The 20664-nt window shown below is 71.9% G+C and carries 20 protein-coding genes; 7 read left to right on the top strand and 13 right to left on the bottom strand.

All coding sequences use genetic code 11. From position 1 onward, the window contains the following. Nucleotides 1-117 precede the first annotated feature (117 nt). The gene (locus tag STRNI_RS34050; RefSeq protein WP_277412582.1) at nucleotides 118-1506 is read right to left on the bottom strand and encodes an ROK family transcriptional regulator; all 1389 of its coding nucleotides are present in this window, start codon (nucleotides 1504-1506) and stop codon (nucleotides 118-120) included. A gap of 70 nt (nucleotides 1507-1576) precedes the next feature. Between STRNI_RS34050 and STRNI_RS34045 the strand changes: the two genes are divergently transcribed. Continuing rightward, entirely contained in the window at nucleotides 1577-2809 is a 1233-nt protein-coding gene (locus STRNI_RS34045) for an MFS transporter (protein WP_277412581.1), read from the top strand. A gap of 118 nt (nucleotides 2810-2927) precedes the next feature. Here the strand turns inward: STRNI_RS34045 and STRNI_RS34040 are convergent, their stop codons facing one another. Beyond that, on the bottom strand, nucleotides 2928-3434 hold the full coding sequence (locus STRNI_RS34040) for an acyl-CoA thioesterase (protein WP_274734343.1): 507 nt from the start codon (nucleotides 3432-3434) through the stop codon (nucleotides 2928-2930). Nucleotides 3435-3804: 370 nt separating this feature from the next. Here STRNI_RS34040 and STRNI_RS34035 point away from each other — a divergent pair, with 370 nt between their 5' ends. Continuing rightward, nucleotides 3805-4368: a cysteine hydrolase family protein gene (locus STRNI_RS34035; protein ID WP_159489715.1), complete on the top strand. Its 564-nt coding sequence runs from the start codon at nucleotides 3805-3807 to the stop codon at nucleotides 4366-4368. A 98-nt stretch (nucleotides 4369-4466) separates the two neighbouring features. Next, complete coding sequence (locus tag STRNI_RS34030; protein ID WP_266447274.1) at nucleotides 4467-4877, top strand: RidA family protein; 411 nt, start codon at nucleotides 4467-4469, stop codon at nucleotides 4875-4877. A gap of 81 nt (nucleotides 4878-4958) precedes the next feature. Here STRNI_RS34030 and STRNI_RS34025 read toward each other — a convergent pair whose 3' ends face one another. Together STRNI_RS34025 and STRNI_RS34020 are read right to left on the bottom strand one after the other, a co-directional pair. After that, complete coding sequence (locus STRNI_RS34025; RefSeq protein WP_266447278.1) at nucleotides 4959-6209, bottom strand: erythromycin esterase family protein; 1251 nt, start codon at nucleotides 6207-6209, stop codon at nucleotides 4959-4961. Between the two features lie 461 nt (nucleotides 6210-6670). Then, nucleotides 6671-8056 (bottom strand): uracil-xanthine permease family protein, encoded by a 1386-nt coding sequence (locus STRNI_RS34020; protein WP_018087574.1) that lies wholly within the window; start codon nucleotides 8054-8056, stop codon nucleotides 6671-6673. 388 nt (nucleotides 8057-8444) lie between these two features. On the opposite strand from STRNI_RS34020, the gene STRNI_RS34015 reads away from it, so the two are divergent. Together STRNI_RS34015 and STRNI_RS34010 are read left to right on the top strand one after the other, a co-directional pair. Then, nucleotides 8445-9080, top strand: coding sequence for a DUF5995 family protein (locus tag STRNI_RS34015; RefSeq protein WP_381844419.1), 636 nt, complete (start codon nucleotides 8445-8447; stop codon nucleotides 9078-9080). Between the two features lie 152 nt (nucleotides 9081-9232). Beyond that, nucleotides 9233-9991: a GNAT family N-acetyltransferase gene (locus STRNI_RS34010; protein ID WP_277412580.1), complete on the top strand. Its 759-nt coding sequence runs from the start codon at nucleotides 9233-9235 to the stop codon at nucleotides 9989-9991. Nucleotides 9992-10045: 54 nt separating this feature from the next. Here the strand turns inward: STRNI_RS34010 and STRNI_RS34005 are convergent, their stop codons facing one another. The 3 genes from STRNI_RS34005 to STRNI_RS33995 all read right to left on the bottom strand — a co-directional run bounded on the left by STRNI_RS34005 (nucleotide 10046) and on the right by STRNI_RS33995 (nucleotide 13282). Continuing rightward, entirely contained in the window at nucleotides 10046-11746 is a 1701-nt protein-coding gene (locus STRNI_RS34005) for a flavin monoamine oxidase family protein (RefSeq protein ID WP_277412579.1), read from the bottom strand. Nucleotides 11747-11844: 98 nt separating this feature from the next. Beyond that, nucleotides 11845-12660 (bottom strand): carbon-nitrogen hydrolase family protein, encoded by an 816-nt coding sequence (locus STRNI_RS34000; RefSeq protein ID WP_277412578.1) that lies wholly within the window; start codon nucleotides 12658-12660, stop codon nucleotides 11845-11847. Nucleotides 12661-12856: 196 nt separating this feature from the next. Further along, on the bottom strand, nucleotides 12857-13282 hold the full coding sequence (locus STRNI_RS33995) for a MarR family winged helix-turn-helix transcriptional regulator (RefSeq protein ID WP_266447288.1): 426 nt from the start codon (nucleotides 13280-13282) through the stop codon (nucleotides 12857-12859). Between the two features lie 147 nt (nucleotides 13283-13429). Here STRNI_RS33995 and STRNI_RS33990 point away from each other — a divergent pair, with 147 nt between their 5' ends. Beyond that, complete coding sequence (locus STRNI_RS33990) at nucleotides 13430-13960, top strand: MarR family winged helix-turn-helix transcriptional regulator (RefSeq protein ID WP_274734352.1); 531 nt, start codon at nucleotides 13430-13432, stop codon at nucleotides 13958-13960. A gap of 31 nt (nucleotides 13961-13991) precedes the next feature. On the opposite strand, the gene STRNI_RS33985 is transcribed toward STRNI_RS33990, so the two are convergent. After that, nucleotides 13992-14927: a LysR family transcriptional regulator gene (locus tag STRNI_RS33985; RefSeq protein WP_381844311.1), complete on the bottom strand. Its 936-nt coding sequence runs from the start codon at nucleotides 14925-14927 to the stop codon at nucleotides 13992-13994. Between the two features lie 295 nt (nucleotides 14928-15222). On the opposite strand from STRNI_RS33985, the gene STRNI_RS33980 reads away from it, so the two are divergent. Continuing rightward, nucleotides 15223-15696, top strand: coding sequence for a nuclear transport factor 2 family protein (locus tag STRNI_RS33980; protein WP_277412576.1), 474 nt, complete (start codon nucleotides 15223-15225; stop codon nucleotides 15694-15696). Between the two features lie 5 nt (nucleotides 15697-15701). Here the strand turns inward: STRNI_RS33980 and STRNI_RS33975 are convergent, their stop codons facing one another. The 5 genes from STRNI_RS33975 to STRNI_RS33955 form a co-directional block, all read right to left on the bottom strand. Then, the gene (locus tag STRNI_RS33975) at nucleotides 15702-16157 is read right to left on the bottom strand and encodes an Lrp/AsnC family transcriptional regulator (protein ID WP_018087583.1); all 456 of its coding nucleotides are present in this window, start codon (nucleotides 16155-16157) and stop codon (nucleotides 15702-15704) included. 10 nt (nucleotides 16158-16167) lie between these two features. Beyond that, nucleotides 16168-17640 (bottom strand): amino acid permease, encoded by a 1473-nt coding sequence (locus STRNI_RS33970; protein WP_026169274.1) that lies wholly within the window; start codon nucleotides 17638-17640, stop codon nucleotides 16168-16170. Between the two features lie 382 nt (nucleotides 17641-18022). Further along, nucleotides 18023-19486, bottom strand: coding sequence for a GuaB1 family IMP dehydrogenase-related protein (locus STRNI_RS33965; protein ID WP_274734359.1), 1464 nt, complete (start codon nucleotides 19484-19486; stop codon nucleotides 18023-18025). Nucleotides 19487-19663: 177 nt separating this feature from the next. Beyond that, nucleotides 19664-20107 (bottom strand): barstar family protein, encoded by a 444-nt coding sequence (locus STRNI_RS33960; protein WP_026169275.1) that lies wholly within the window; start codon nucleotides 20105-20107, stop codon nucleotides 19664-19666. After that, nucleotides 20104-20571 (bottom strand): guanyl-specific ribonuclease, encoded by a 468-nt coding sequence (locus STRNI_RS33955; RefSeq protein ID WP_018087587.1) that lies wholly within the window; start codon nucleotides 20569-20571, stop codon nucleotides 20104-20106. The genes STRNI_RS33960 and STRNI_RS33955 overlap by 4 nt, the downstream gene beginning before the upstream one ends. Nucleotides 20572-20664 lie beyond the last annotated feature (93 nt).

The following is a 20664-nucleotide window of genomic DNA, read 5'->3' as shown; positions in this document are numbered from 1 at the left end:
TCAGCACCCTCCCGTTCGGGTGTCCTCGGGAATACCGCCCGCCCCCGGCACGTTGTGGCCCGCGAGGGGCGCCCGCACCCCCTACGGGATCTGTTCCCACCCCCCTGACGGGTCACCTCAGGGACGGGGAGACACCCCCGGCCCCGCGGCCCCGAACAGCTCGTTCTGTGCGGCGTCCCGTGCGGCGAGCACCGCGCCGAGCAGCACCGCCCGCCCGCCGACCGCACCCGCGCGTACGTCGGTGCGCAGCGGGGAGAGCCGGGCCAGATGGCCGGCGACCCGGTCGGCGAGCGCGGCGCCGCCGCCGCGGCCGATCTCCCCGCCGAGGACGACACACCCGGGGTCGAGTACGGCGCACACGGCCGCCACACCGAGGGCGATCCGCGCGGCCAGCGCGTCGAGGAACGCGGCGCCGGCGTCGCCGGCAGCCACGGCGGACCGGACGAGGGACTCGGCGGGCGGGGCCTCGGTGGGCGGGGCCTCGGTGGGCGAGGCCTCGGTGGGGGCCCCGGTGTCGGACGGGGGCTCGTGCGCCCCGCTGCCTGACGGGGGCTCGTTCGCCCCGGTGCCGGACGAGAGCTCGTGCACCCCAGTGCCGGGCGAGGATGCGTCCGCCCCCTTCGGGCCGACGGCGGCCCCGTACGGCATGCCGTGTTCCGCCGCGAGGGCGCAGATCGCGGCGGAGCCTGCCAGGGAGTGGAAGCCGCCGTCGCAGCCGCTCGCGGAGGGCAGCGCGCCGGTGCCGGGGACCGGCAGAAAGCCGATCTCGCCGGTGCCGCCCGAGGCGCCGCGCCGCAGTGCGCCGTCCAGGACCACGGCGGCGCCGGTGCCCTGGCCGAGCCAGAGCAGGACGAAGGTGTCGCGGTCGTGGGCCGCGCCATCGCGCTGCTCCGCGATGGCGGCGAGATTGACCTCGTTCTCCAGCAGGACCGGTACACCCGTCCGCGCGCGCAGCGCGCCGACCAGTCCGACATGCCAGGACGGGATCCAGTCGGTGCCGCCGAACCGCCCGGTGGCGGGGTCGACCAGGCCGGGGGCGCCGACGGCGACGGTGTGCGGGGCGTGTGCGCCCGCCGCGGCAAGGGCCTTGTCCACGGCGGCGAGTGCGGTGGCGACGGCCGTATCGGGGGCGCCGTCCGGGTCGATGAGGACGGTGTGCTCGGCGCGTACCCGGCCCAGGAGGTCGGCCACCGCGACGGTGGCGCTGTGCGTCCGCAGATCGAGGCCGACGAGATGGGCCCGGTCGGCGACGATCCCGTAGAGCCGGGCATTGGGCCCGCGCCGCTGTGCGCCGCTCTCGCCGACCACGGTGATCAGCCCGGCCTCCTGGAGACGCTCGACGAGGTCCGCCACGGTCGGCCGGGACAGACCGGTCAGCGACTTGAGCTGACCTGCCGTCAACGGTCCCTCGGACTGCAGGAGTTGCAGGGCCAGACGATCGTTGATCAGCCGTGCGGTGGTCGGGGAGGCGGTGCGGCCGGCCGCTGCCGCGCGCGGTGGATGCATGGCGGGATTCTTTCATCCGGTCGGGCCAACACCCTTATTATCAGGCAGGGTTCCTGATAATTTACCGCTCATGGCTGGCAACGGCATCCCCGACGACCTCACAGCCCCGATCCCCCACCCCGGGCTGCGTCGCGCACGCTGGTCCGTCGCCGTGGTGTTCCTCATCCATGGCTCGGTCACCGGCAACTTCGCGACCCGCATCCCCTGGATCCAGGACCACACCGCTCTCTCACCGGGCCAACTCGGCCTGGCGCTCGCCTTCCCGGCGATCGGCGCGTCCCTGGCGATGCCGCTGGCCGGCCGGATCAGCCACCGCTTCGGCGCCCGCACGGCACTGCGCGGTCTGCTCGCCCTGTGGACCCTGTCCCTGGTCCTGCCCGCCCTCTCCCCCGGCCTGTACGCGCTGTGCCCGGCGCTGCTGATGTACGGCGCGGCCTCCGGGATGTCGGACGTCGCGATGAATGCGCTGGGCGTGGAGACCGAGGACCGGCTCGGCAAACCGATCATGTCGGGGCTGCACGGTATGTGGAGCGCGGGCGCCCTGCTCGGCTCGGCGGCCGGCACCGTCGCCGCGCACGCCGGGTGGGACGCCCGGCTCCACCTGGCCGGTGCCGCGCTCGTACTGACCCTGCTCGGCGCGCTCGCCTGCCGGGGCGTACTGGATCTGCGCAGCGCCCCCGAGGAGCATCCGCCGCCGCGCTTCGCGCTGCCGCCGAGGTCGGCACTGGTCATCGGGGCCATAGGATTCTGCGCGGTCTTCGCGGAGGGCGCGGGCCTGGACTGGTCGGCGGTCTACCTCCGCGACGAGCTGGGCACCGACGCGGGTCTTGCGGCCGCCTCAACCACCGCCTTCGCGTGCACGATGACCGTCGCACGGCTGGCCGGGGACAAGGTGGTCGCCCGTTTCGGTGCGGTGCGTACGGTGCGGGCGGGCGGGGTGCTGGCCGCGGCCGGCGGTCTGCTGATCGTCGCGGCCCGGCATCCGGCCATGGCGATGGGCGGGTTCGGCCTGATGGGCCTCGGGATCGCGGTGGTGGTCCCGCTGGCCTTCGCGGCCGCCGGACGCAGCGGCCCCGCGCCCAGCCAGGCGATCGCGGGCGTCGCCACGATCACCTACACCTCCGGCCTCATCGCACCCTCCGCGATCGGCGGGCTCGCCCAGGCGACCTCCCTGCCGGTGTCGTTCATGCTGGTCACGACGTTGGCGTGCGGGCTGGTGGCGGGGGCGCGGGTGCTGCGGGTGCCGAGTCGTACGGCGTCGGGCAGCGCCCCCGCGGTGACGGGAGACCTGGAGCGGTCGTGAGGACCGGCGGGCGACGACCCCGGTCGGTGTGTGGGACGGCGGCGTCCGGCCGGGCTCCCTCCGCGGTCGCCAGGACGCTTCTCCCCGTGGAAGCGTCCGCCCCACCTAGCGGCAAGGCTCAGGCCGCATCCGCCTCCGTACTCGTGCCCGCACCTGTGCCCGCGTCCGAGGTCTCCGGCCGGAGCAGACGGCCGGCGATGGCGCGGGCGCGGTCGGACCACGGGGTGGGGCGCAGCGTCTGCGCGTCGATGCGGACGAGCACCCGGTGGCCCCGGGCGTAGGTCTCGGCGCCGTCGGCCGAGCAGAGCCGGAAGCCATAGGTGAGGCCGGTGCGGCCGAGGCGTTCGACCCACAGGTGCGCCGCGTAGTGGCCGGGCCGGGTGACCGAGCGCTCGTAGGAGACGTGCATCTCCTTGATGACGTTGCACATATCGCCCGCGGCGGCCCAGTCGCCGTCGAAGCCGAAGCCCTGCTCGTGCCAGTACTCCGCCCAGGCGCGCTCGGCGAGCAGCGGGTAGCGGGAGTTGTGGAGCATGCCGAGCGCGTCGAGGTCGTCGAAGTGGACGGTGACGGGGACCAGTTCGCCGTACGGGACGGTGGTGGTCTGCAGGGGTTCGACGCTCACGGGTGGTGCTCCTGGTTTCTCGCGCCGAGCGGCGCTGTTGGTGCGAAGGGTGCTGTTGGGGTGGGTGGGGCTCGTGCGACGAGCCGGAGCCATCGTAAGCGGCTGCTTAGAGATGCTCTCCATCGGCCTGCTGAGGGGTGGGACGATGACGCGCTGCGGCTGGACTGCGTGAAGTCCCACGGCCCGCTGCGCGCCTACTGCGAGGCGCAGGGTTTTGTGCATCGCGGAGGTGTGCCGGTGGGCGGGGCGCGGGGCAGCGCCAGGACGACGGCCCGGTCCCCTGGGGCGGCCGCTACGAGCCGGCCCTTGCCGGGAGATGCCCGTCGGGGTGAGGTAAGCCAGTGAACCCAACGAAGAACGGACGGTAAGCGTGGCCAACAGCGCCCTCCTCGTGATGGATATCCAACAGGACATCGTGGACATCGTCGACGACGGCTCCGGATATCTGCCGCGCCTTCGTACAGCGATCGACGGTGCCCGGACGGCGGGTATCCCGGTGATCTACGTGGTCATCGGGCTACGGCCGGGCCATCCGGAAGTCGGCGCCCGCAACAGAGTGCTGAACGCCGCCGTGCAGGCCGGCCTCTTCGCCGAGGGCGCCCCCGGTACCGCGATCCACCCCGCCGTCGCGCCCCGGCAGGACGACATCGTGGTCACCAAAAGGCGGGCGAGTGCGTTCTCGGGCAGCGACCTCGACGTGGTGCTCAGGGCTCGCGGCATCGACAGCCTCGTTCTCACCGGCCTCTCCACCAGTGGCGTGGTGCTGCACACCCTGTGCCAGGCCAACGACCAGGACTTCGGCCTCACCGTCTTGGCGGATGCCTGCCTCGACACCGACCCCGAGGTCCACCGGGTCCTCACCGAAAGGCTGTTCCCGCAGTGGGCCGATGTGGTCGCCGTCGAGGACTGGCTCAAAGCCATCGCACCGCAGTAGTGGGAGGCCGTCGGCACCGCCCCGGAAATTGTGTCGAACGCGGGGTTGATCCTTGAGAAGGTCATGGGTGTCCCGGATCCACCGTGAAAGGAATGCCCATGCCGCGTGCCGTCACCTTGATTCGCTCTGCATCCCTGTCCGATGTTGCCGAGTACGCCTACGCGGCCACGGCCCCGGCAGAGTCGCGGCTGATCTTCCTCGCCGGTGCCTGTCCACTGAATGAGGACGGCTCCACCGCGGCGATCGGGGACGTCGCGGGGCAGGCGGCCAAGGCAGTGGAGAACCTCCGGACCGCGCTGGCGGACGCCGGCGCGTCGCTGCACGATGTCATCAGTACCCGCGTTCTCGTGGCCTCCTCCCGTCAGGAAGACCTGGTGAAGGCGTGGGAGGTGGTCCGGGACGCATTCGGTGAACACGATGTGCCCAGCACGCTGATGGGGGTCACCGTGCTCGGCTACAACGACCAGCTCGTAGAGATCGAATCGATCGCCGCCGTGCTCGATTCCTGAGCCGGCGGAACCTCCTTGCGAGGGCGGCCTGCCGTCCCGCTCCCGCCCCCTGCCGTCTTTGAAGCCCTGTGCCCCGGGTGCTCAGGTCTCCAGGGACGGCAGGGGGCGGGAACAGGTGGAGCGGGCGACGAAGGCGATGCCGTCGTAGTCCTCGGCCGGTACGAGCGGTGCCACGTGGAGGCGGTAGACGAACCGTGGGACGGCGGCGCCGAAGGTGCGCTGCATGTGCGGGGTGCGCAGCCACTGGGCGGTTTCGGGTGACGGGCCGTCGGTGCGCAGGTCGGCGTAGTAGTCGCCGGGGACGGCTGCCGCCAGACGCGCTTCGACGGATCGGATCCCGGTGCCGATGCGGTGGCGGACCGGCTGTCCTTGTGGGTCGTTGGTGCGGCGGGCGAGGAAGGAGCCTCTGCCGAAGAGCAGGGCCAGTGCGTAGTAGGCGTCGCCGTAGCGTTCCCGGAGTCTGCTGCCGAGTGCGGGCACTCCGTCGCCGTAAGTGCCTTTCGTGAGGTGTCCGTTGTGGGCCCAGACGATGACGCGTGCCTGGGGGTTGTCGTCGACGAGCCGCGTGACGGCGTCGGCCATGTAGCGGTCCCGGACGGCGAAGACGCTGTTCTCCCCGGAGGGCACGTCGAGAGAGCGGGTCACCAGATCGGCGGCGCGGGTGAGGATGCGCGCATGTTCCAGGGCCTCGTCCGCGGCGTCCGCTGTGGTGTGTTGGGCGAACTTTTCCCGGTGGTCCTCCAGGAAGCCGGCGAGTGCCTCGGCGCGGCGCAGGAGGGCCTGCTGCGGGTCGGGCCGGGAAGCGGGGTGGGCCTGCGCCAGTACCCCCAACTCGCTTACGTCCTCAGCCCGTTCGGGCGCCACCTGGCGCAGGAAGGCAGCGACCGCCTCGACCGAGTCGGCGCAGCGCTGGGGATCGATGCCGACGAGGCGCACCTGCCGGCCTTCGGGGAGGCCGCGGTTGTGGGCGCGCAGCCACTCGACGAGGTCGAGCATCTCCTCGGTGCGCAAGGTCCAGAACCCCAGGCGGGTGATCAGGCGCGCGGGGTCCCCGGTGCCGTGCCGCACGTACGCGTCCAGGGCGCGGGCGGCGGATGCGCTGGCTTCCAGGGCGAGGGTGGTGAAGCCCGCCTCGCGCACCAGGAATTCCACGATCCGGTGCTTGAGGCGGAAGAACTCGCGGGTGCCGTGGGTGGATTCGCCCAGGCCGACGATCCGCACGTCCCGCAGGGTGGTGCCCAGGGGTTCGAGGTCCTGGTGGGGAGCGCCGGGTGTCAGCGAGCCGAGTGGGCTGGCGTGCTCGGTCAGCCAGCGGGCGATGTCATCGGGCACCGTGGTGCGTCTCCTCCCTGCGTACGGCCGGGCGGCGCCTCGGCGCGCCCGTACACCCGCACCTGACCGTGCGTCTGCCCCTGACCGTGCGTCTGCTCCTGCTCCTGCTCCCGGCAGGCGGCATGCCGCCTGCGGCGAGGATGTCCTGGAGGTCTTGCACGGCGTCCGGGTGTCCGTGCTCGGAGTACACGCCGGAGACGTTGACGACAACTTCGTCCACGCCCGCCCGACCACATTTCGGCCAACTGCAGTTGCAGAGTGCGACACGGAGCTGTCGCATGCCCGCGTGCCGGCCAGTCACGGCCACCGTCCCGCCACCCCGGCACACCGACGGGTTCTACGTCCTCAACAGCTGGGACGGCCTTCCCCACCCCTCCGCCAGGCCCTTTACCGCCGTACGAGACTCCCGCATCGGCGGCCAGCGCCGGTGGACCACATCGGTGAGCGGGTTGCTGTGGACATCAGCGCTCGCCGTCGGTGGGCTCGTTGTAGTCGCTGGTCCCGCCGTCGAGGAGTGGCGTGTCCCGGCGGCCCGCCACTCCGGAGAGCCAGCGCAGGGAGTGGTAGCCGGTGAGCACGGTGAGCGTCCCCAGCGCGATGCCGTTCAGCTCGAAGTTCTCGGTGAACTTCAGCGAGACGCCGCCGATGGCGATGATGATCCCGGCCGCCGCAGGAATGAGGTTCAGGGGGACCGAGAAGTCCACCTTGTTCCGCACCCAGATCTGGGCTCCCAGCAGGCCGATCATGCCGTACAGGATGACGGTGATACCGCCCAGCACCCCGCCGGGGATCGCCGCCACCACCGCGCCGAACTTGGGGCACAAGCCGAAGAGCAGGGCGAAGCCGGCCGCCGCCCAGTAGGCCGCGGTGGAGTAGACCCTGGTGGCCGCCATGACGCCGATGTTCTCGGCGTAGGTCGTGGTGGCGGGGCCGCCTACCGCGGTCGACAGGACCGTCGCGGTGCCATCGGCCATGATGGCCATGCCCATCTTGTCGTCCAGGGGATCACCGGTCATGGCGCCGACCGCCTTGATGTGTCCGGCGTTCTCCGCGATCAACGCGACGAGGACCGGCAGCGCGACGAGGACCGCGGAGGCGGAGAAATTCGGTGCGTGGAAGGTGGGAACACCGATCCAGTCCGCCTTTTCGACGCCGGAGAAGTCGATGCGCCAGTGGTCCGTGAGCTTGCCCGCACCATTGACGGAATGAATCTTTCCCGCGGTGCGGTCGAGAATCCAGGACAGCGCATAGCCGAAGACCAGGCCCAAGAAAATGGCGATTCGTGACCAGAAGCCCCGGAGCACGACGAGAGCGAGTCCGGTGAACAGCATCGTCGCCAGCGCCGTCCACTGGTCCTGGGGCCAGTACGTGGACGCCGTGACGGGGGCGAGATTGAAGCCGATCAGCATCACGACCGCGCCCGTCACGGTCGGCGGGAGCACCGCGTGGATCACCCGGGCCCCGACGACATGGATGGCGATGCCGCAGCCGGCCAAGCAGGCGCCCACCACGAGCATCGCGCCGGTCAGGGTGCCGGCGTCACCCCCCTGGCCCGCGATCACGACGGACACGCCCACGAAAGAGAGCGAGGAGCCCAGGTAGCTGGGGATGCGTCCGCGGGTGATCACCAGGAACAGTGCGGTGGCGACACCCGACGCCATCAGGGCGAGGCTGGGATCCAGCCCCATGAGCACGGGGGCGACGAAACACGCCCCGATCATCGACACCACGTGCTGGGCGCCGAGTGCGATCGTCCGCCCCCACGTCAGGCGCTCCCCGGGTCTGACCACCTCGCCGGGCTTCAGATGCCGCCCGTCCCCATGCAGTTTCCATCCGAAGCCGGCCATGATCACTCTCCACTCTGCGACGCCCTGCACGTCACAGAGCCGAGGTGATTCATAGTCGAACGACTGCTTCGGGACAAACTGAAGCCGAGGGGAATCGAGTGGTCCGGGGAATGCGGGTTTCCCGGCCCGGCCGCGGGCACCACCGTCCGCGGCACAAGCGGGCGCGCCGCCCATTACCCCGTTCCGGTCATCGACGACCGGCAAACCTCACTATCCGCAATTCCACTGTCACGCTGAGTACATGACGACGACTCAGAAATACGGCGGTCCCAGGCCCGGCACCGGCCCCGGCCCCGGCCGTGCGGCACCGACCGGGGGGTGCGCCGCCCGCCCTCCGACCGGCGCGGGGCCCACGGCCACCAAGGGTGTGGCGGAGGTGCTGGCCCGGATGCGGGCGCTGGCCGCGGGGCTGCCCGCCGAGGACGGGGTGGCCGTCTTCAACGGGGTCTATCTGACCGTCACCGAAACGGTGGCACGGCGCATCGGGGACGGCACGTTCCAGGACCCGGCGGCCGCGGGCGAGCTGGACATCCGCTTCGCGCGGCGCTACTTCGACGCGGTGGATGCCGCGGCAGCCGGGCTGCGGCCGCCGGCCTGCTGGCGGCCGCTGTTCCAGCTCCGCCGTCATCCGGGGGTGCGTCCGCTGCAGTTCGCGCTGGCCGGGATCAACGCCCATATCGGGCACGACCTGGCGCTGGCCGTGCTGGACACCTGCCGGGCGCTGGAGTGCGAACCGGCGGCGCTGGAGCACGACTTCGACCGGGTCGGCGGGGTGCTGACGAGCCTGGAGGAGCGGATCCGTGAGCTGCTGATGCCCGGCCCCGATGTGCTGGACGTCGCCGATCCGCTGACGCATCTGATCGGTTCGTGGAGCCTGGACAAGGCCAGGGACGGCGCCTGGGTGGCGGCCAGGGCGCTGTGGAGCGTCCGCCGGCTGCCGGATGTGGCGGAGGAGCTCACCGAGCGGCTGGATGCCGGAGTGGGCCTGGTCGGGCGGATGCTGCTGACGCCGCTGCCCGGCTGATCCTGGCCCCGCACGGGCCGTCACTGCGCCGCGCTCCCCCGAACTCCCTTGTGGTCCATACGGCGGCGCGGGCGGCCGGGATCCAGGACACGCCCTGGTCCTAGGATGCCGGGCGAAGGATCGGGGCGTTACAGGGCGGAGGGTTCCCGGCAGTGAACGGCACGGCATCGGTGCGCGGCCTGCAGGAGAGAGCGGCCCGGGCGCTTCCGGCTGAGCGCATCGAGGACGTGGCGGGGTGGCGGCTGCGCCATGCCCCCAGCTGTTCGTGGTGGGTGGGCACGGTGCTGCCCCATGCTGCGGCCGGGCCGGGCGCCTTGGCGCGGCGGATCCTCGGGGCGGAGGAGTTCTACGCCGGTCATCACGCCGTCGCGCGGTTCCAGATCAGCCCGGGTGCGTGTCCGGACGGGCTCGATTCGGTCCTGGCGGAGCGTGGCTACCGCCGGGAGAGCCTGATGTCGCTGCAGGTGGCGCGGGCCGCGGAGGTCCTGGCGCAGGCGCCGCCCGGCGCGCTGCGGGTGCGGGTGGAGGACCGCCCGACGTCCGCGTGGTTCGACAGCTGGTACGCCGTGCACGGCCACGGCGGGGACCCCCAACCCGAGTGGGACCTGCTCGCCCGGGTGGCGCAGCCGTCCGCCTACGCCCGTGCCATGGCCGGGGACGAGGTGGTCGCGGTGGGCCGCGCGGTCGCCGACACCGGCTGGGCGGGCGTGTTCGGTATGGCCACGCTTCCCGCCGCACGCGGGAAAGGCGCGGCCCGCGCGGTGCTCGCCGCGCTGGCCGGCTGGGCCGGGGCACATGCGGCCGACCACATGTATCTCCAGGTGGAGCGCGACAACGCCCCGGCCCTCCGGCTGTACGGGCGGGCGGGCTTCCGCGAACGGTGTGGTTACCACTACCGCACCGCGGGGTGAACCCCGAGGGCGCAGAAGTGGATCACTCGGTGTGATCCACTTCTGCAACACGCCTCAGTCCTCGGGCAGTTCGACCGGCGCGATCTCGTCGTACACATCGCCCGGCCCCGGGTTGGTGGCGTCCGTCGCGCCGCCGAAGTGGTGCATCACGCCCCACACCGCGTTCAGCGCGGTCTGCACCGCGCCCTCGGCCCAGCCCGCCGTCCAGGAGATGTCGTCGCCCGCGAGGAACAGGCCCCGCTTGTCCTCGGGGAGACGGTCCTGCATGAAGTGGGTGAACAGGCGCCGCTGGTAGCGGTAGTGGCCGGGCAGGTTCGCCTTGAAGGCGCCCATGAAGTACGGCTCGTTCTCCCAGGACACGGTGACCGGGTTGCCGATGATGTGCTTGCGGATGTCGACCTTCGGATAGATCTCCGAGAGCGACTTCAGCATGACCTCCATCCGCTCGTTCGCCTCCAGCGGCAGCCACTTGAGGCTGTCGTCGCACCAGGTGTAGGAGAGGCAGATGACGGCGGGTTCGTCCGGGCCGTTGTCGAGCAGGTAGGTACCGCGGGTCATCCGGTCGGTCAGCGTCATCGACATGACGTCCCGGCCGGTGTCCTCGTCCTTGTCGAGCCAGAAGGGCCGGTCGACGGGCACGAAGAGCTTGCTGGACTCCATGTAGTGGGTGCGCTCCATCGCCGTCCAGTGGTCGATGGGGAACAGCGAGTCGTCGCAGGCGATCTTGCTGAGCAGCATCCAGGACTGCGCGGTGAAGACGGCGGCCTCGTAGGTGCGGATGTCGCCGTCGGCGTCGGTGACCGTGATGCGGTTGCCGGCGGTCCGGTTCAGCCGGGTCACCGCGGGCCGGGGCGCACCGTCGTGCAGCGACGACAGCGAAGTGCCCGGCGCCCAGTGCACGATCTTCTGCGGCTCGCGCTCCCACAGGCGCAGCGGCAGCTGCTGGCTGCCGCCGACGATGCCGCGGTGGTGGTCGTCGGCCTCGGTGTAGACGACCCGCAGGATCTCCAGGATGGAGTTGGGGAAGTCGGTGTCCCAGCCGCCGGTGCCGAAGCCGACCTGACCGAAGATCTCCCGGTGGCGGAAGGACTTGAAGGCCGTCGAGTCGCAGAGGTAGCCGTAGAAGGTCTGGTTGTCGAGCTTCTCGACGAGCCGGGACCAGATCTCGCGGATGCGCGGGACGTCACGCTCGCGGATCGCCTGGTTCATGTCGGAGAAGTCCGCGCCCTCCTCCAGGCAGGCGTTCCAGGCGTCCATGACCTGGTGGTAGACCTCGGGGAGGTCCTCGACCGTACGGGCGTAGTGCGACTCGCCCTTGAGGTCGACGACGGTCGACGGGGTGTCCGCCGCCAGCGGATTGGGGAACGGCGTGGTCTTCAGGTCCACCAGGTCGATGTAGTGCTGGAGCGCCGTCGAGGACGGCGGGAAGCGCATCGCGCCCATCTCGGCGGTCAGGCCGGCGCCCTCGGCCCCGGTGCCGTCGAAGCCGACGGTCCGCAGCCGGCCGCCTATCTGGTCCGCCTCGTAGACGACGGGCTTGAGGCCCATCTTCATCAGCTCGTAGGCGGTGATGATGCCGGAGAGGCCGCCGCCGATGACCGCGACCTCCTTGCCGTGCTCGGTCGCGGGGACCTGGCCGAGGCCCGCCGGGTGGGCGAGGAAGTCGTCGTAGGCGTACGGGAAGTCCGGGCCGAACATGGTGATCGGCGGCTGGGCATCCGCGTGGTGGGCGGCGGTGGGCACCGTGGACGTCATCGGGGACGGACTCCTTGCAGACAGGGCACAGCAGGCAGGGCAGCGCAGGCCGGGTGGGCCGGCCTGCGGCGGATCGGTGGGGGCGGGGCGGGGTCAGGTCACGTCAGCGGGCCGTACAGCTCGGGCCGGCGGTCGTGCAGATAGGGGTTGTCCGCCCGGGATTCCTTCAGGAAGGCGGGGTCGACCTCGGCCCGGACCAGCTGCTCGGTGCGGCCGGCGCGGGTGCGGACCACACCGTCCGGACCGGCCAGGCAGCTGAGGCCGACGAACTCGAACTCGCCTTCCGCGCCGACCCGGTTGACGTACGCGACGTACATCTGGTTCTCGAAGGCGCGGACCGGGATGACGGACTCGGGGACGAACTGGAAGGGGTGCATCTGGGCGGTGGGCACCAGCAGCAGATCGGTGCCGGCCAGTGCATGGGCCCGGACGTTCTCCGGGAACTCCACGTCGTAGCAGATCATCACGCCGATCCGGAGCCCGGCCAGCTCGGCCTGGACGACGGCCCGCTCCCCCGGGGTGAACCACTCGCGCTCGAAGCAGCCGAAGAGATGGGTCTTGCGGTAGTTGGCGAGGCGCTCGCCCGCGGGGCCGATGAGCTGCGCGGAGTTGTACACCGCGGTGCTGTCGCTCTCGCCCTGCGCGGCGCGCTCGGGGTAGCCGTAGAGCACCGCGATGCCGTGCTCGGCGGCGATCTTCCCGATGGCCCGGGCGCTGTCGCCGTCGGCGGTCTCCGCGAGGCGGTGGACGTCGCCGCCGATGGCGTAGCCGGTCAGGAACAGCTCGGGGCAGGCGAGCAGACGGGCGCCGGTCGCCGCCGCCTCGCGGGCCGCGTCCTGGAGCACCCGCAGATTGTGCGCGACATCGCCGAGCCGTCCCGAACTCTGGAGCAGGGCGGTGTGCAGCGACGTCATGGGACCCCTCGGCGGGACGGTGCGGGCGGACGCATTGACGGTACGGGCCGCCGGTGACCCGGGACAAGGCGCCACTGTTGCGTCCCGATGGACGATTCATTGCGTATTCAAGGGACTGTGCGGTGATTCGTTGCGCCCGTGCCGGAGCGGGCCCGGACGGCTGCCCGCCCGGCGGCCCGGCGCGCAGGACCGCAGGTCAGCGCCCGGGAGTCAGGTTGGCGGTCATCCGGTCGAGGACGGTCACGGTACGGAGGTAGTCGTCGTCGGTCAGTCCGCGCATCAGGCGGGCGCGGCCGGCGTCCACCAGGGTGGCGACCTCGGCATGGGTCCGCCGGCCGGCCTCGGTGAGCGCGAGGGTGTCGCCGTCGGCGGTGAGCCGGCCACGGGCGATCAGGGCACCGGCGACCTCGTCGAGAGTGCGCGCCCCCGGCTCCCAGAAGGGCTCCAGCAGCCCGCTCAGCACCGGCCGGGCGAGCGGCCCCTGGAGCGCCAGGCTGTGGAGCACCTGCCAGTCGCGCCGGGTCAGCTCATGCGCGGACAGGGTGCGGGCGAAGTCCTCGGTGATCAGGGCGTCGAGGGCCTTGAGGTAGTAGCCGAGAGGTTTCAGCGGGGTGGTGGTCATGGCGGCTGCCTCCGGAAGGGGAGTGGGGGCGGGCATGCCCTGAGTCCGCCCGCCCCGCGGATCGCAAGGTACATGCACAATGACAAGTACTTGTCTCCGAGTATTCTTCTGTCCGGGGTGAGGGGCAAGGCATTTACGGCGAGCGGGATGAGGGAGCGGGTGCGGATGCGGGAGGCGGAGCGGGACGGGGCGGCCGACGCCAAGGAGGCAGAGGTCGCGGCGATCGAGCGCGCGATGGTGGCCCTGCGCCGGAGCGCCGCCCGCCGGACGCTGGCCCGGCGGGCGGCGCGGCAGGGCGGGGGGCCGGTGCCGGAGGGCGCCGCGTTCGATGTGCTGGATGTCGTGGAGGCCGCCGAGGAGCGCGGGGAACCGGCGGGGGTACGGGAGGTGGCGGACGCACTGCGGGTGGACCAGCCGCGGGCGAGCAAGCTGGTGGCGGCCGCCGTACAGGCCGGCCATCTCCGCCGCGAGGCCGATCAGGCGGACGGCCGGCGCACCCTGCTGGCCGTGACACCGGCCGGACGGGAGCTGCTGGAGGCGGCGCACGCCTTCCGCCGCTCCGTGGTGGCGCGGGTGACCCGGGACTGGCCGGCCGCCGAACGCGCCGCCTTCGCCCGGCTGTTCACCCGCTTCATGGACGATTTCGGCGCGGCGAACGGGCCCTCCGGAGAGGACTGACGGGCCGGCGCGGCAGGGGCAGTCGGGGCGGTCAGACCTCGACGGGCGGTACGTCCCGCACGGCCTCCCGTACCGTCTCCCTTACCACCCCGCGCAGCCAGCGGTGCCCCGCGTCGGCCTCCTGGCGCGGGTGCCAGGCCATCTCCATGGTCATCGGCGGCAGTTCGAGCGGGATCGGCAGTGTGCGCAGCCCCAGCGAGCGGACCGTTGCCGCCCCGGCCCGCTCGCTGGTCAGGCCCACCGCATCGCTGTCGCGGACCATCATCAGCGACGCGGTGAAGGTCGGGACGGTGGCGATCACCTTGCGCCGCAGCCCGCGTGCGGCGAGCGCCGCGTCGACGGGGCCGATCAGCCGGCCGCGACGGGAGAAGTTGAGGTGGGAGGCGTCGGCGAAGCGGCGCGCGGTGAGTGTCCCGGTGGTCAGGGGGTGGCCGTCGCGCACCACCGCGACACTGCGGTCGACGAACAGCTCCTCCCTGACGATCTCCGGCTCAGGGCTGTCGATGACGCCGAGCTCCAAGTCCGCGGCGCCGTCCCGCAGCAGCGGCAGATCGACATAGCTCTCGCCGAGGAAACGCAGCACGACCTGCGGCGCTTCCCGGGCGACGCGGGCGACCAGGCGCGGGCCGACGGCGGTGACGAAGAGGTCGTTGGCGTTGATGGTGAACACCCGGGCCAGCTGGGCCGGGTCGGCCGGTGCGGACGGGGCCAGCACGCCCTGTGCCGCCTCCACCAGCCGGCGCACCTCGGCCCTGATTTCCAGGGCGCGCGGGGTGGGCACCATATGGCGGCCGGCGCGCACCAGGACGGGGTCACCGGTCGTGCGGCGGATGCGGCCGAGGGTGCGGCTCATGGCCGGCCCGGAGAGCCCGAGCCGGTCGGCGGCCGCGGTCACACTCTGCTCTTCGAGCAGGGCGTCCAGCGCCGTCAGCAGGTTGAGGTCGATGTTTGCGTTTCGCGCAATCATGGCGTCCATACCTTGCGTGTGAGGTCAACTGACCGGACTCTAGCGTCCCCGTCATGACCTCGGCCGCTTTCCTCCCGCCTCCCGCGACCGTCCGCGCCGGCCCGCGGGGAGGAGGGCGGTCACGACGTACGGCTCGCCCGCCGCCGCGCGAGGGACTCCGGACTCCGGGGCACGCTACGGGAGTTGGGCACCTCTGCGGCGAACGTCCGCGCACGGGCACACGGGCGCACGGGCAAACGGAGGGCACAGGCCGGCCCTTGACCTGAAGCGCGCTTGAGGTAGCAGGATCGCCGCCATGGACACCGAAGTGATGCAGCGCCGCCTCCAGTACCTGACCGACCGGGCCGAGATCGGCGACCTGATGGACCGCTATCTCCGCTCCCTGGACGAGGGGCGGTTCGACGAGGCCTGGGCCCGCGCCTTCCACACCGAGGACGTCACCGCCGAGCTCCCCATCGGCACCGTCCACGGACGGGACGCCCTGCTGCGGCACGTCGGCGCCGCGATGGCGCTGTTCGAGCGGACCGTGCACCTGGGCACCAACGCCGTCATCGAGACCGACGGCGACCGGGCCACCGCCCGCGGCGCCCAGCTGAGCACCCATGTCCTCGCGGACGGCTCCGGGGAGGTCTTCGTCTCGGCCGGGCATACCGACAACGAACTGGTCAGGACCGCGGACGGCTGGCGGATCGCTCGTATGTCCCTGCGCATCGCCTGGACGCAGGGGACGCCTCCGGAGCGGCCGGCCGGCCCGGCGGCCGAGGGCTGAGCGGGTCAGCCCGGTGCGCCCGAGCTGTAGCGCCGCAGCAGCGGCGAGAGCACCAGCACGGACTTCGTCCGCTCCACGAACGGCTCGCCCGCGATCCGCTCCAGCACCCGCTCGAAGTGCCGCATGTCGGCGGCGAAGACCTGGACGACGGCGTCCGCCTCACCGGTGACGGTGGAGGCGGACGCCACTTCCGGGTAGCGCGACAGGCCGCGGTGGATCGCCTCGGGCGAGGTGTTGCGGCGGCAGTAGAGCTCGACGAACCCCTCGGTCTCCCAGCCGAGCGCGGCCGGATCGACCCGTACGGTGAATCCGGTGATCGCGCCGTCCGCCCGCAGCCGGTCCACCCGGCGTTTGACGGCCGGTGCGGACAGCCCGACCTCCTGGCCGATGTCGGCATAGCTGCGGCGGGCGTCCTCGGCGAGGGCGTGGACGATGCGTTCGTCGAGATCGTTCAGTCGCACTGCGGGTGGATCACTTCTCTGCGGTGGCCAATCGGGAACGGCGCAAGCCGTATCCGAAGTAGACCACAAGGCCCACGGCCATCCAGACACCGAAGACCACCCAGGTCACGGCGCCGAGGCTGCCCATCATGTACAGGCACAGCACAAAGCCGATCGCCGGGAAGAGCGGCGAGAGCGGGGTGCGGAAACTGCGCGGCATGTCGGGCCGGGTGCGGCGCAGCACGATCACCGCGACATTGACCAGCGCGAAGGCGAACAGGGTGCCGATGCTGGTGGCGTCGGCCAGCTCGCCCAGCGGGACCGCCGCCGCGAGCACTCCGCAGAACAGCGAGACGATCACGGTGTTGGCGCGCGGCGCGCCGCTCTTCGGGTGCACCTTGGAGAACACCTTCGGCACCAGCCCGTCCCGGGACATCGCGAACAGGATGCGGGTCTGGCCGTAGAGCACGGTCAGCACGACGCTGGCGATGGCGATGACCGCGCCGAAGGCGAGCAGCACGGCCCACCAGCTCTGGCCGGTGACCGTCTTCATGATCCCGGCCAGCGCGGCCTCGGAGCCCTCGAACTTCTGCCAGGGCATCGCGCCCACGGCGATCGCCGCGACCAGGCAGTACAGCGCGGTGACGATCACCAGCGAGAGCATGATCGCCCGCGGCAGGTCGCGCTGCGGGTCCTTGGCCTCCTCACCGGCGGTGGAGGCGGCGTCGAAGCCGATGTACGAGAAGAACAGGGTCGCGCCGGCGGCGCTGACGCCCGCCATGCCCATCGGGAAGAAGTTCGCGTAGTTGCCGGAGCGCACGCCCTGGATGGCGACACCGCAGAACAGCAGCAGCGCGGCGATCTTGACGACGACCATGATCGTGTTGGCGCGGGCGCTCTCCTTGGCCCCGCCCAGCAGGAACACCATCGCGAGCAGCACGACCAGCAGGGCCGGCAGGTTGAAGACACCGCCGTCACCGGGCGGCTGGGACAGCGCGTCCGGGATGGTGAAGCCGAAGACGCCGTCGAGCAGCTCGTTCAGATACTGGCCCCAGCCCACGGCGACGGCCGCGACCGAGACGCCGTACTCCAGGATCAGACACCAGCCGCAGACCCAGGCGACCAGCTCACCGAGGGTGGCGTAGGCGTAGGAGTACGACGATCCGGAGACCGGGATGCTGCCGGCCAGCTCCGCGTAGGACAGTGCGGAGAACAGGGCGGTGACACCGGCGATCACGAAGGCGACGATGACCGCGGGTCCGGCGTCCGGGACGGCCTCGCCGAGGACCACGAAGATGCCGGTGCCGAGCGTGGCCCCGATGCTGATCATGGTCAGCTGCCACATGCCCATCGAGCGCCGGAGCGTTCCCCCCTCCCCCTTGCCGCCCTCGGCGACCAGCCGCTCGACGGGCTTGCGCCGCATCAGCCGGGTGCCGATACCTCCGGAGGAGGGGGGCCGGGGGTCGCTGTCCCCTACGGGTGGGGATGCGCCGTGCTCCAACACTGGGGTGGCTCCTTTATCGCTGCCGATCAGATGACGGGTACGGATGGCGGCGACCAGCAGCGGTCGGTACACGGGCATGCCGGAGCACCCCGCAGCAGGAGACCGCCGAGCAGGCGGTCTCCGCCACTCCACGTACAGCGCTTGACCTTACGGCCCGCCGCTGACCTGCCGTAATGCAGGTTCCTTGCGCAACAGTGCACGATCGTTGCGCACCCGCGCGGCGGGCGGTCGTTCGTTGCGCGCCGGCGTCCGATCGTACGGGTTCCCGCGGAGTGGTACGGACCGGGGCCCCGGGTTCCACTTACCCGAACGGCCCCGCACCGGGTCGGTGCGGGGCCGTTCACGCGGCGGTGACGGAGCCGGTGAGCGGCCCCGTGACGCGTCAGTTCCAGCTGTCGTGCAGCGGCTTGCCCTCGGCGTAGCCGGCGGCGCTCTGCACCCCGACGACGGCCTTCTCGGCGAACTCCGCCAGGGAGGCCGCGCCCGCGTAGGTGCAGGAGCTGCGGACGCCCGCGATGATCGAGTCGATCAGGTCCTCGACACCGGGGCGCGCCTGGTCGACGAACATCCGCGAGGTGGAGATGCCCTCCTCGAAGAGCCCCTTGCGGGCCCGGTCGTAGGCCGACTCGTCGCTCGTGCGGTTGCGCACCGCACGGGCGGAGGCCATACCGAAGCTCTCCTTGTACGGCCGGCCGTCAGCGGTGTGCTGGAGGTCACCGGGCGATTCGAGGGTGCCGGCGAACCAGGAGCCGATCATGACGTTGGACGCGCCCGCGGCCAGCGCCATGGCGACATCGCGGGGGTGCCGGATGCCACCGTCGGCCCAGACGTGCTTGCCGAACTTCTTGGCCTCGGCGGCGCACTCCAGCACCGCGGAGAACTGCGGCCGGCCGACGCCGGTCATCATCCGGGTGGTGCACATCGCGCCCGGTCCGACGCCAACCTTGATGATGTCCGCGCCGGCCTCGATCAGATCGCGGACGCCGTCGGCGGAGACGATGTTGCCCGCCACGATCGGGACCTGCGGGTCCAGCGCCCGGACCGCCTTGATCGCGCTGATCATGGACTCCTGGTGGCCGTGCGCGGTGTCCACGACGAGCGTGTCCACACCGGCGGCCAGCAGGGCCTTGGCGTGGCCTGCCACATCGCCGTTGATGCCGACGGCGGCCGCGATCCGCAGCTTGCCGTCGGCGTCCGTGGCGGGGGTGTACAGGGTGGCGCGGAGGGCGCCCTTACGGGTGAGGATGCCGACCAGCATGCCGTCCGCGTCGACCGCGGGCGCGAGCTTGCGGTTGGCGGCGTCGAGGCGGTTGAAGGCCTCCCGCGGGTCGATGTCCGCGTCCAGGACCAGCAGGTCCTTGGTCATGACCTCGGCCACCTGGGTGAAGCGGTCCACCCCGGCCAGGTCGTGCTCGGTGACGACCCCGACCGGGCGGCCGCCCTCGACGACGATGCCCGCGCCGTGCGCCCGCTTGGGCAGCAGCGACAGGGCGTCGGCCACGGTCGCGACCGGGGACAGCACGATCGGTGTGTCCAGTACCAGATGACGGCGCTTGATCCAGGTCACGACGTCGGTGACGACATCGAGCGGGATGTCCTGCGGAATGACGACCAGGCCACCACGGCGGGCGACGGTCTCGGCCATCCGGCGGCCGGCGATCGCCGTCATGTTGGCGACCACGAGCGGGATGGTGGTCCCGGTCCCGTCGTGCGAGGACAGGTCCACGCCCTGGCGGGAGCCGACGGCGGACCGGCCGGGCACCATGAACACATCGTCGTAGGTCAGGTCGTAGGGCACCGAAGAACTCTCTTCGAGCGCGCCGTTCTTCGGGTTCAGGAATCGCATATGGCCAGGATACGGGCCCTGACCAGGGGTCATATGATTGTCTGAGCACTCCGCCGGCCGTGTGTGCGATCCCCCAAGGGGCCCCGTGGCACCCGGTGTGTCCCTGCCGCGCCGGGATGATCTGCCCCGGCGGCGGACCACACGGCATCGCCGCTGGTCGGGCCGCCGCGGCCGGCGCTAGGCGCCCTGCCGGGCCCGCCCCCTGGCCATGATCACGGCCAGGCCGGTGTCCGTGTCACGCCAGTAACCCACCGCATCCGCCAGCACACCCTCGACGATGCTCCACTCATCGGGCGCCGCGGCCGCATAGCCCTGCCAGCCCGTCACCACGAGCAGCCGGCCGCGGTCGGCGGGGCACCAGGACAGATCGGTGAGGCAGTCGGCGAGCGCGTCCCAGTTGCGGCCGAACCAGTCCGGCAGCCGCAGCGCGCGGACGCACCGCTCCATGAAGGCGGCCTTGTCCGCGACCCCGTCGAGATCCAGGGACGTACCGGTCCAGCCGGCGTCCCGCCCGGCGGCCAGCGCATCCGCCACCGCGCGCTCCGCGGGCCAGGGCAGCACTCCCGGGGGCGTGCTGCCGTCGAGCACCGCCGCGAGCGGCCGGGGCACGGGAGCCGTCATCGGAGCACCGCCTTGAAGGACCGGTAGTGATCGTCGGTGTAGTAGGTCTCATGGCCTTCGCCGGTGACGAGCCGGCGGGCACCGCGGTCCGGTGAGCCGGGCGTGGGGACCGTGTACTCGTGGTAGTAGCCGCGCGGGTGACGGGGCAGCAGTCGCTCGCGGTTGCCGAAGACCGTTCCGTCCTGGGCGTACGGGAAGGGTCCGCCGGCATCGATGAGGCGCAGGGTGTCCCGTGCCTGGGAGGGCAGCGCGCCGACCGGAACGGCCGGCATGCCCTGCACCCAGTCCGGAAGGCCGGAGGCGCTCGGCGTACCGCCCACGGCCGTGGCGGTGGACCGTGGCGCGCCCTGCGAACTCCCGTTGTCACCACCGCCCGTGGAACACCCGGTCAGCACCAGGAGCAGCCCGGCGAGCAGCGCGCCGACGACGGCGGCGGCGCGGCGCGGGGAGAAGCGGATCACCATGCGCCGATGCTGTCACAGGCCCGCGCAGGCTGCTCGTCGATGACCGCGCCCCGGGTGCCCGCGGGCGGCACGGCACCGGCCTGCCGCGGGCGC

Source organism: Streptomyces nigrescens (assembly GCF_027626975.1).
Lineage (GTDB): Bacteria > Actinomycetota > Actinomycetes > Streptomycetales > Streptomycetaceae > Streptomyces > Streptomyces nigrescens.
The sequence above is the reverse complement of the archived record's forward strand: the minus strand, read 5'-3'. Positions and strand labels throughout refer to the sequence as shown.